This is a genomic window from Gluconacetobacter sp. (assembly GCF_047721585.1).
Lineage (GTDB): Bacteria > Pseudomonadota > Alphaproteobacteria > Acetobacterales > Acetobacteraceae > Gluconacetobacter > Gluconacetobacter dulcium.
In genome coordinates, this window is sequence record NZ_JBDNXE010000151.1 from 1 (window position 1) to 8,736 (window position 8,736).

The 8,736-nt window shown below is 67.3% G+C and carries 10 protein-coding genes; 2 read left to right on the forward strand and 8 right to left on the reverse strand.

Going from position 1 to position 8,736, the window contains the following annotated elements; translation table 11 throughout:
* On the reverse strand, nt 1-770 hold a 770-nt coding region (locus ABF821_RS18380; protein WP_415531124.1), incomplete at its 3' end, for a glucokinase.
* Nucleotides 771-822: 52 nt separating this feature from the next.
* Nucleotides 823-1,638, reverse strand: coding sequence for an SDR family NAD(P)-dependent oxidoreductase (locus ABF821_RS18385; RefSeq protein ID WP_415531125.1), 816 nt, complete (start codon nt 1,636-1,638; stop codon nt 823-825).
* 156 nt (nt 1,639-1,794) lie between these two features.
* Between ABF821_RS18385 and ABF821_RS18390 the strand changes: the two genes are divergently transcribed.
* Nucleotides 1,795-2,964 carry a hypothetical protein gene (locus ABF821_RS18390; RefSeq protein WP_415531126.1) on the forward strand — a complete coding sequence of 390 codons (1,170 nt, stop codon included), beginning with the start codon at nt 1,795-1,797 and terminating at the stop codon, nt 2,962-2,964.
* A gap of 9 nt (nt 2,965-2,973) precedes the next feature.
* Here ABF821_RS18390 and thiL read toward each other — a convergent pair whose 3' ends face one another.
* The 3 genes from thiL to nrdR form a co-directional block, all read right to left on the reverse strand.
* The gene (gene thiL, locus ABF821_RS18395; RefSeq protein ID WP_375288955.1) at nt 2,974-3,981 is read right to left on the reverse strand and encodes a thiamine-phosphate kinase; all 1,008 of its coding nucleotides are present in this window, start codon (nt 3,979-3,981) and stop codon (nt 2,974-2,976) included.
* Nucleotides 3,962-4,525, reverse strand: coding sequence for a transcription antitermination factor NusB (nusB, locus tag ABF821_RS18400; protein WP_182972968.1), 564 nt, complete (start codon nt 4,523-4,525; stop codon nt 3,962-3,964). Before nusB ends, thiL begins: the two co-directional genes overlap by 20 nt.
* Before the next feature lie 78 nt (nt 4,526-4,603).
* Nucleotides 4,604-5,104, reverse strand: coding sequence for a transcriptional regulator NrdR (gene nrdR, locus ABF821_RS18405; RefSeq protein ID WP_182972967.1), 501 nt, complete (start codon nt 5,102-5,104; stop codon nt 4,604-4,606).
* Nucleotides 5,105-5,248: 144 nt separating this feature from the next.
* On the opposite strand from nrdR, the gene ABF821_RS18410 reads away from it, so the two are divergent.
* Nucleotides 5,249-5,746 carry a copper chaperone PCu(A)C gene (locus ABF821_RS18410; RefSeq protein WP_415531127.1) on the forward strand — a complete coding sequence of 166 codons (498 nt, stop codon included), beginning with the start codon at nt 5,249-5,251 and terminating at the stop codon, nt 5,744-5,746.
* 40 nt (nt 5,747-5,786) lie between these two features.
* Here ABF821_RS18410 and glpK read toward each other — a convergent pair whose 3' ends face one another.
* The 3 genes from glpK to ABF821_RS18425 all read right to left on the reverse strand — a co-directional run.
* Nucleotides 5,787-7,283: a glycerol kinase GlpK gene (glpK, locus tag ABF821_RS18415; protein ID WP_415531128.1), complete on the reverse strand. Its 1,497-nt coding sequence runs from the start codon at nt 7,281-7,283 to the stop codon at nt 5,787-5,789.
* 29 nt (nt 7,284-7,312) lie between these two features.
* Nucleotides 7,313-8,179: an MIP/aquaporin family protein gene (locus tag ABF821_RS18420; RefSeq protein WP_183009530.1), complete on the reverse strand. Its 867-nt coding sequence runs from the start codon at nt 8,177-8,179 to the stop codon at nt 7,313-7,315.
* A 101-nt stretch (nt 8,180-8,280) separates the two neighbouring features.
* On the reverse strand, nt 8,281-8,736 hold a 456-nt coding region (locus ABF821_RS18425), incomplete at its 5' end, for a glycerol-3-phosphate dehydrogenase C-terminal domain-containing protein (RefSeq protein ID WP_415531129.1).

The window sequence follows — 8,736 nt, forward strand, 5'->3', positions numbered from 1 at the left end:
TGGGCCAGCGCCAGATCCCCCGCGCCGCCCCCCAGCGCCAGACAGAACCGCTCCACCGCCGCCGATGCCATCGGGTCCCGCCCCTCCAGCCCAGCCGTCCAGAGTTCCTTGTCGTCATGAATGCGGGCCGGCTGCCCCTCAAGCTCGGCAATCGTTTCATAAAGATTCACCAGCCCCGGCCCCGAGACGATCCGCTCGGCCGAAACGCGGCGGTAACGCTGCCGCAAGCGCTGGAGAATCCGGTCGTCCACGCTATCCAGCGGCGCGAAATCGACATGCCCGCCCTCGGTCTCGCACACCAGGCAGCGCCCGTCACGGCGGACGACATAAGCCGAGCCCAGACCGGTGCCGGGGCCGACGATCGTGGTGATGCCCTCGGTCGGCAGGTCGCGATCCGGCCCGCACAGATGGCGCAGATGGGTGGCATCGACCTGCGCCACCGCATAGCCCACGGCCCCGAAATCATTGACCAGCACATGCTCGTCCACCCCCAACTGGGCGCCAAGCTGCGCGGGGCGGATCATCCAGGGGTTGTTCGTCAGTTTCAGGATATCGCCCTGGATCGGGCAGGCAACGGCAATGCCCGCGGCGCGCGGCAGCGTGCGCCCGATCTGCCGGCCGAAAGCCTCCCAGGCCAGTTGCAGGCTGGCATGTTCGGCGCATTTCAACGTCAGCGCGTCGCCCAGCGAAGCAACCCGCCCCCCTTCCACCCCGGCAATCGCGAAGCGGGCATGGGTACCGCCGATATCCACGGCGACGATTTCTTTCATGTCCAGTCCTGCCTCCCTGCGGAAAATATGCCGGCGCAAACGGCACCGAATGTCAGACGGTCGGGCGCGGTGCCTGTTCGGCCTTCAGGCGTCTCAGCACAAAATCCCGTATCCGACGCGGCAGCACGATGTCCAGCACGCGCAGACCCGCGAAGATCCGGGGGAAGATCAGGTGCGGCCGCTCCTCCTCCACCGCCCGCGCGATCAACCGCGCCGCCTGCGGCGCGCTTTGCAGGAACGGCTTGGTGCTGCGCACCCGCCGGCTCATCGGCGTATCGACAAAGCCCGGCGAAACCAGCGTCACACCCACGCCATGGTCCAGCAGGCCATTGCGCAGCGCCTCGGCAAAACGCAGCAGCCCGGCTTTCGATCCCGAATAGCCGGGCGCGAACGGCAGGGCATGGAAAGCCGCGACCGAGCCCAGCAGCACGATATGCCCCCGGCGCCGCGGCACCATCCGCTCGGCTCCGGCGGTGGCCAGCGCGGCCGGCGTCGCAAAATTCACCAGCCCGAGTTCCAGCACCGTCTCCGCCCGCTCGGTCAGCGCCGCCTTCTGGCGCATGTCGCCCAGGCCGGCGGCAAGAATCAGCAGATCGACCGGATGCGCGTCGTCATCCTCGCGAAAGGCCACGATCGCGGCAGCCCCATCGGCCAGGTTCAGTTCCCGCGTCGCGACCGTCGCCCCCATGGTCCGGCAATCACGCGCCACCTGCTCCAGCCGGGCCGGATCACGCCCCCACAGAACCAGCCGCCGGCCCGAGCGCGCATAGAAGCGGGCAAGTTCCGCCCCGATACCACTGGAGGCCCCGGTAATCAGGACGGTCGCCGGATCAAAACGGATTTCACCCCCCTGATGGATCTTGGTCATCTGGCCCCTTTCTTTGACTACCATTTCCATGTCATCAGCACTGGCTGGCCCTCACGGCCACTCCATTCAGCCCCTTGCCTACTGCATGGCTCGGCCGGCCCCGACCATCGCGGGCATCCGGTTCCGGCCCTATCGCAGCCAAAAAACGGAACGGTCATGAACGAAGCGGATCAACTTGTCATCATTCCCGTATCCGGGCTTCGTCAGTTGTCACAGTTCATCCGCCTTCCGCGCCGGCTCTATGCCGGGCTGCCCGGTTATGTGCCGCCGCTGGACATGGAGCAGAGGGATCTGCTGCACCCACGCAAGAGTGCTTTCTTCAGTCATGGGCGGGCGCAATATTTCCTGGCCATGCGCGGCGGCCGACCCGTAGGCCGGATTTCCGCGCAGATCGACGATCTGGCCATCGAAAGACTCGGCGAAAATATTGGCTTTTTCGGGGCGCTGGACGCGATCGACGACGCCGCCGTGGTCTCGGCCCTGCTCGACGCGGCCTGCACCTGGCTGCGCGCGCAGGGCATGGTCACCGCCCGCGGACCGTTCACGCTCAACTCCAACGGCGAAACAGGCATGATGATCGAGGGCCACGATGCCCCGCCGATGATCGCCATGCCCTGGCACCCACGCTGGCTCCCGCCGATGATCGAATCCGCCGGTTTCACCAGGGCGATGGATTTCCTCGCCTACCAGATGGAAATCGGGCCGCAGGCGGAGGAAAAGCATCTCGTCCCCTCCAGCCTGCGCCTGGGCGAAGGCCGGCTGGGCAGCGTGACCACGCGCGTCATGCGCAAGGACAGGATGGCCGAAGACGGCGAGATCCTGCGCGGGCTCTACAACGATGCCTGGCGCAACAACTGGGGCTCCCTACCGCTGACCCAGGAGGAAATGACGGCGATGGTCGCGCAGATGAAGCCGATCCTGAAGCCCGAGCATTTCGTGCTGATCGAGCAGAACGGCGACCCGGTGGCCGTGGCGCTGGTCGTACCGAATCTCTACGACATCGCCAGCGACCTGGGCGGCGCGCCGTCCCCGCTGGGCTGGGTCAAGCTGGCGGCGCGCCTGCTCCGCCACAAATTCCATTCCGCCCGCGTCATCCTGCTGGGCGTGAGTTCCAAAATGGAGGGCACGGCCCTGGGCGCCATCCTGCCGGCCCTGGCGATCACCGAACTGATGCGGCGCGGCAAGTCCCTGCCCTACCGGATGGTCGAAATGGGCTGGGTGGTCGAGAACAACATGCCCATGCGCCGCCTGATCGAACGCCTGGCCCCCGAGCCCTGCAAGCGCTACCGCGTATATGACCGTCCGCTGACCGCCCCGACGGGCTGAAAACCGGGGCTACAGGTGGCTCCAGCCGGTGCGGTCCAGCGCCAGCACGCCGCCTGCCCCGTCCCGGACTTCGACGCCGCGCAGCGCGCGAGCAAAACGCCCGATCCGCGTCACCGGCACCCCCCTTCGCGCCGCCGCATGACGCAGGGCCTCTTCGCGCTCCGGCGGCACGGCCAGCAGCAATTCGTAATCGTCGCCGCCGGTCAGACAGGTCGGCAGCCAAGCCGCTCCCGCCTGCCGCGCCGCCTCGGACAACGGCACGCACGACGCATCGAGCCACGCCCCCAGGCCGCTTTCCCGCGCCAGATGGCCCAGATCCTGCACCAACCCGTCCGACACATCCATCGCCGCCGAGGCAATGCCCCCCAGTTCCAGCCCCAGCCGGGGCTCGGGCAGGCGATAACGCCGGGCCAGAAAACCGGACGCATCGGCCAGTTCGCCACGCAGCACCCGCAGCCCGAGCGCCCCGTCGCCGATCGTCCCCGTCACCCAGACATCGTCCCCGTCGCGCGCGCCGCTGCGCCGCAGGGCACCGCCGGGGCGCACATGGCCGAGAATGGTCAGCGACAGAACCAGCGGCCCGCGCGTCGCGGTCGTATCGCCGCCCAGCAGGGTCAGGCCATAGCGCGCCTGATCATCATGCAAACCCGCGGCGAAAGCGGCGAACCACCCCTCATCGCGCGATTGCGGCCGGGTCAGCGACAGCAGATAGCCCAGCGGCGTCGCGTCCATCGCCGCCAGATCGGACAGATTGCAGCGCAATAGCTTGCGCCCCACCGTATCGGGCGGATCATCCGGCAGAAAATGCACGGATTCGACCATCGTATCGACCGCGATCACCAGTTCGCGGCCTTCGGGCGGATGCACCAGCGCCGCATCGTCGGTCAGCCCCAGCGCCCCCTCGCCCGCCAGGGCACGGAAATGCCGCCGGATGAATTTGAATTCCGACGGCAGACCAGCACCCGACGCGGGCGGCGACATGGCGCGCCCCGCCGGATCAGGCGCCTTCGGCCCCATGCGCTTCCTGGGGCGCCTCGTCGGGCGCGGCATCCTGCGTATTGGCGGACGCCCGCAGCCGGCGCGCCATCGTGTCGAGCACGCCATTGACCATCTTCGGCTCGTCGCCCGAGAAGAAGCCATGGGCGATATCGAGATATTCGTTGATGATCACCCGCGTCGGCACCCCGCCGACCACGGCCAGTTCGCCGCCGGCGGCCCGCAGCAGCGCCCGCAGCACCGGATCAAGGCGCCCGACCGGCCACGAGGCCGGCAGCACATCCACGATCAGCGCATCGATCTGTTCGCGCCGCGCCACCGCCGAGCGCGCCACCTGCTCGAACAGGCGGATATCGGCCTCGGGCACCCGCCCGTCCTCATATTCGGCACTCTGGTCGCTTCCCGGCATCACCACCAGCCGATGGCGCAGAAACTGCTGGATCACCGCCTCCGGGCTGTCACCGGCCTGTTCGATCTGGAAAAGGGCCTGCACCACCGCCACGCGCGATGCGGTCCGCGAGCGGGTCCGCGCATGGGTGCTGTCTTCGTCCTGCGATCCGTTCATGCACCTGTCTCCTGCTGCCACGATTCCGCGAAAGGCGGCTTCATCGCCTCTTTACGTCGCCAGGTCCATAGTCCCATCTCACGGCGCGTCGTCCTGCCGCCCACCGGCCGCGACGGCCCGGGCCTCGGCCGTGCCGGGAATCGACTCCAGGATCGCCGCGAAATCCTTGGTTTCACGAAAATCCCAATGCACGCTGGCAAACCGAATATAGGCCACGATATCGACCTCGCGCAGCGTGTCCATCACCAGCTTGCCGATATCGCCCGACAGAATATCGGTCTCCCCCGACGCCTCCAGCTTGCGCACCAGACCGTTGACGATTCGTTCGATCCGCTCGTCATCCACCGGGCGCTTGCGCAGTGCGATACGGACCGACCGCGCCAGCTTGTCCCGCTCGAACGCCACGCGCCGCCCGTCCGTCTTGATGACATGCAGGTCCCGAAGCTGCACCCGCTCGATGGTCGTGAAACGCTGGCCGCACGATGCACAGATCCGCCGACGACGGATCGCCGCCCCATCCTCATGCGGGCGACTGTCCTTGACCTGGGTATCGTCATGACCACAAAAAGGGCATCTCATGCGGGTATCAGTCCTGAGCAGCGGGTTTCCGAGGTGGGAAATGCGCACGAAATCAACCGGACGCAAGCCCATCTGTCCATGCCGGGCCTGCTTTGCCCCTGTCCGGCACCCTGATACTCTTCCCGCAATGAAGCCGAGGAGCCCATGACGCGACACGCGCTGCTGATCGGATTACTGGTCCTCATGAGTCAGGCGGCCCTCTCGGCCGCCCGCGCCGCCCCCCTCGCGCCCGATGACGACCAGGCCGCGACAGGGCAGGATATCGTCATCCGCGATGCCTCGATACAGATCCTCCGCCCCAAACGCCGGATCGCGGCAGGGTATTTCACGATCGAGAATCGCGGAAAATCGGTTCATCTGCTGGCCGGCGTCTCATCGACCGCCTGCCACAATCTGTTCGCCCATCACACGGAACAGGAAAGCACCAGCGACACCGCGACCCTGTTCGCGCATCTGGCGCTGCCGGCCGAAACCACTCTAGTGTTCCCGCCCGGCGGCTATCACCTGATCTGCACCGGCTATGACGACAGCCTGCACCCCGGCCAGCAGATCACCATCACCTTCCACTTCATGGGCGGCGCCACGCGCAACGTCCCCTTCACCGTCCAACCGCCAGCGAATACCGAGGAAACCACGCCCTGATCTCCCCGGCTCGCCCGGCAGTTCGCCGCCCGACCCGCGATCAGGCCACTTTCGGGGTCAGGGTCCGGCGCAGCGCCTGCCGCCAGCCCTCCAGCATGGTCCGGCGCTGGGCCTCCTCCATGCTGGCCTCGAACACGCGGCCCCGCGACCAGCGCGCCGCCACGTCGTCCAGATCGGTCCACACACCGCAGGCCAGCCCGGCCAGGAACGCCGCCCCCGTGGCGGTGGTCTCCAGATGGGTCGGCCGCTCCACGCCGGCCTGAAGAATGTCCGCCAGAAACTGGCAGAACCAGTCATTGGCCGCCATGCCGCCATCGACGCGCAGGGTCGTCACCAGCCCGCCGCCATCCTGCGCCATCGCCTCCATCAGGTCATAGGTCTGATAGGCCACCGATTCCAGCGCGGCGCGGGCGATATGCGCCGCCGTGGCATCCAGCGTCAGGCCGCAGATCAGGCCCCGCGCCTCCGGGTCCCAATGCGGCGCCCCCAGCCCCACGAAACCCGGCACCATATACACGCCATGGCTGTGCGGAATGCGCGTCGCCATGTCGTCGGTCTGCGAGGCATGGGTAATCAGGTGCAGCCCGTCACGCAGCCATTTGATCGCGGCACCAGCCACGAAGATCGCGCCTTCCAGAGCATAGGTCGTCCTGCCGCCGATCCGGTAGCCGATCGTGGTCAGCATCCGGTTCGCCGAGGTCACGGGCGCCTCGCCGGTATTGAGCAGCACGAAACAGCCCGTGCCATAGGTCGCCTTGGCCATGCCGGGCGTAAAGCAGGCCTGCCCGACCAGCGCCGCCTGCTGGTCGCCCGCCATGCCCGCCACCGGAATCGCACGCCCCAGAAGCGCCGGATCGGTCTCGCCATAAATCTCGCTGTTGCCCCGCACCTCGGGCAGCAGGGAGGCGGGGATATTGAACAGCCGCAGCAGATCGTCATCCCAGCACTGGCGATGGATGTCGAACAGCAGCGTGCGCGAGGCATTGGTCACGTCCGTCGCATGCACCCGCCCGCCCGTCAGGCGCCAGAGCAGAAAACTGTCGATCGTGCCGAAGGCCAGTCGCCCGGCCTCGGCATCCCGCCGGGCACCAGGCACATTGTCCAGGATCCAGGCCAGCTTGCTGGCGGAAAAATACGGGTCCAGCAATAGCCCCGTCCGCGCGCGCACCAGATCCTCGCAGCCCTCCTGCCGCATACGGGCACAGAGCGGCGCGGTACGCCGATCCTGCCAGACGATGGCGCGATGGACCGGCTTGCCGGTCGCCCGATCCCACACCACGATCGTCTCGCGCTGGTTGGTGATGCCGATCGCCGCCACGCTCTCCACGCCGCCGCCCTGCTCCAGCGCGTCGCGCGCGGTCGACAGCACGTCGCGCCAGATCTCCTCGGCGTCATGCTCCACCCATCCCTGGCCAGGATAATGCTGCGCGAATTCGGCGCGCGCCGTCGCCAGCGGCCGCGCGTCGCGATCGAAGACGATGCTACGGGTCGAGGTGGTGCCCTGATCAATCGCCAGGATGGTGTTCTTGTTGCTCATGTTCGTTCCTCCCGAGTCTGCGCTCGATGTCATGGCTGGCTGGAAAGACCGGCATCGGCCACCGGTGCCTCAGCCAGCGGGCCGACCTCCGATGATGCCGCCCGGTCGCGTAGCCGCGGCATATAGGGGCGCACCAGCCCCTCATAGGCACCGGCGCCGATCACGCCGCCCACCAGCGGCCCCACGATCGGCACCCACCAGTAATGGCCCGGCGCCGGCAGGGCCGACGGCCCCCAGCCCGCGAAATAACAGAACAGGCGCGGCCCGAAATCGCGCGCCGGATTAATGGCCCAGGCTTCCAGATACCCCGCGCACCCACCGATCGCCGCCACCAGCAACCCGATGATCAGCGCGCCCGAATTGGCCTGCGGCGCCTGGGTATTATATTCGCACGTCACGGCGAAGATCCCGAACAGCAGCAACGCCGTCAGGATGATCTCATCCACCAGCGCATGAAGCGGCGTCACGAAATCGCCGGGATGGGTAAAGAACACCCCGGCCGCCCCACCGTCATGCAGACGGTCCAGATGATGCGCCAGATTGAAATGATCGATCACCGGCGCATAGAGCACATAGACGATGGCCGCCCCCGCCATGCCGCCCAACACCTGAACACCGACATAAGGCAGCACCTTGCGCCACGAAAAACCGCGAAACAGCGCAAGCGCCAGCGTCACCGCCGGGTTGGCATGGGTGCCCGAGACCGCACCGGTCACATAGATGGCGATGGTGACGCCCAGCCCCCAGACGATGCACACGCCCCAATAGGCATTGCGATACGGGCTGGGATCATACAGCGAATACATCGCGGCCACCGAATCACCGACCAGGATGATGATGAAGACCGCGATGAATTCAGCGATCAGCTCGCCGACGAACTGCTTGTTCCTGAACATGGTCCCGTTTCTTCTCTTTATTGATTTTCGGGTTATTGCTCTTGGCGTTTCGCATCCGGCGGCGGCGTCCGGGCAGACAGCCCGCCCGCACGCCGCCAGCCCTAGCCGGCCATGGCGGACCGGCTGTCGCGCACGGCCTCGCGCCGGGCGTCGAGATAGCGTTCCAGTCGCGCCTGGCCCGCGCCGTCAATATGCAGGCCCTGGCGCGAGCGCCGCCACAGGATATCCTCGGCGGTCACGGCCCATTCCTGCGCGACCAGATAATCGACCTCGCGCGCCGTCAGCCCGCCACCGAAATCCTCGCCCAGATCGGCCCGGTTCCGCGCCGTCCCCACGATCTCCCACGCCAGCGTGCCGTAATTGCGGACCAGCCGCCAGGCATCGTCCGCCGAAAGGAAGGGGGCATGGGCACGCAGGCGCGCCACGGCGGAATCAAACCCACCCGGCCCCAGATCGCCCCCCGGCAACGGCCGGCTGGCCGTCCATCCAGCCCCGCCAAGAACCGGCAGGCTCGGCACCAGCTTCTCCAGCGCATGTTCCGCAAGGCGCCGATAGGT

Excerpts from the sequence above, each read along its gene's own strand:
- ABF821_RS18385 (WP_415531125.1), bottom strand. The coding sequence starts at position 1,638 with ATGACCAAGATCCATCAGGGGGGTGAAATCCGTTTTGATCCGGCGACC.
- ABF821_RS18410 (WP_415531127.1), top strand. The coding sequence starts at position 5,249 with ATGACGCGACACGCGCTGCTGATCGGATTACTGGTCCTCATGAGTCAG.
- nusB (WP_182972968.1), bottom strand. The coding sequence starts at position 4,525 with ATGAACGGATCGCAGGACGAAGACAGCACCCATGCGCGGACCCGCTCG.
- ABF821_RS18390 (WP_415531126.1), top strand. The coding sequence starts at position 1,795 with ATGAACGAAGCGGATCAACTTGTCATCATTCCCGTATCCGGGCTTCGT.
- nrdR (WP_182972967.1), bottom strand. The coding sequence starts at position 5,104 with ATGAGATGCCCTTTTTGTGGTCATGACGATACCCAGGTCAAGGACAGT.
- glpK (WP_415531128.1), bottom strand. The coding sequence starts at position 7,283 with ATGAGCAACAAGAACACCATCCTGGCGATTGATCAGGGCACCACCTCG.
- ABF821_RS18420 (WP_183009530.1), bottom strand. The coding sequence starts at position 8,179 with ATGTTCAGGAACAAGCAGTTCGTCGGCGAGCTGATCGCTGAATTCATC.
- thiL (WP_375288955.1), bottom strand. The coding sequence starts at position 3,981 with ATGGGGCCGAAGGCGCCTGATCCGGCGGGGCGCGCCATGTCGCCGCCC.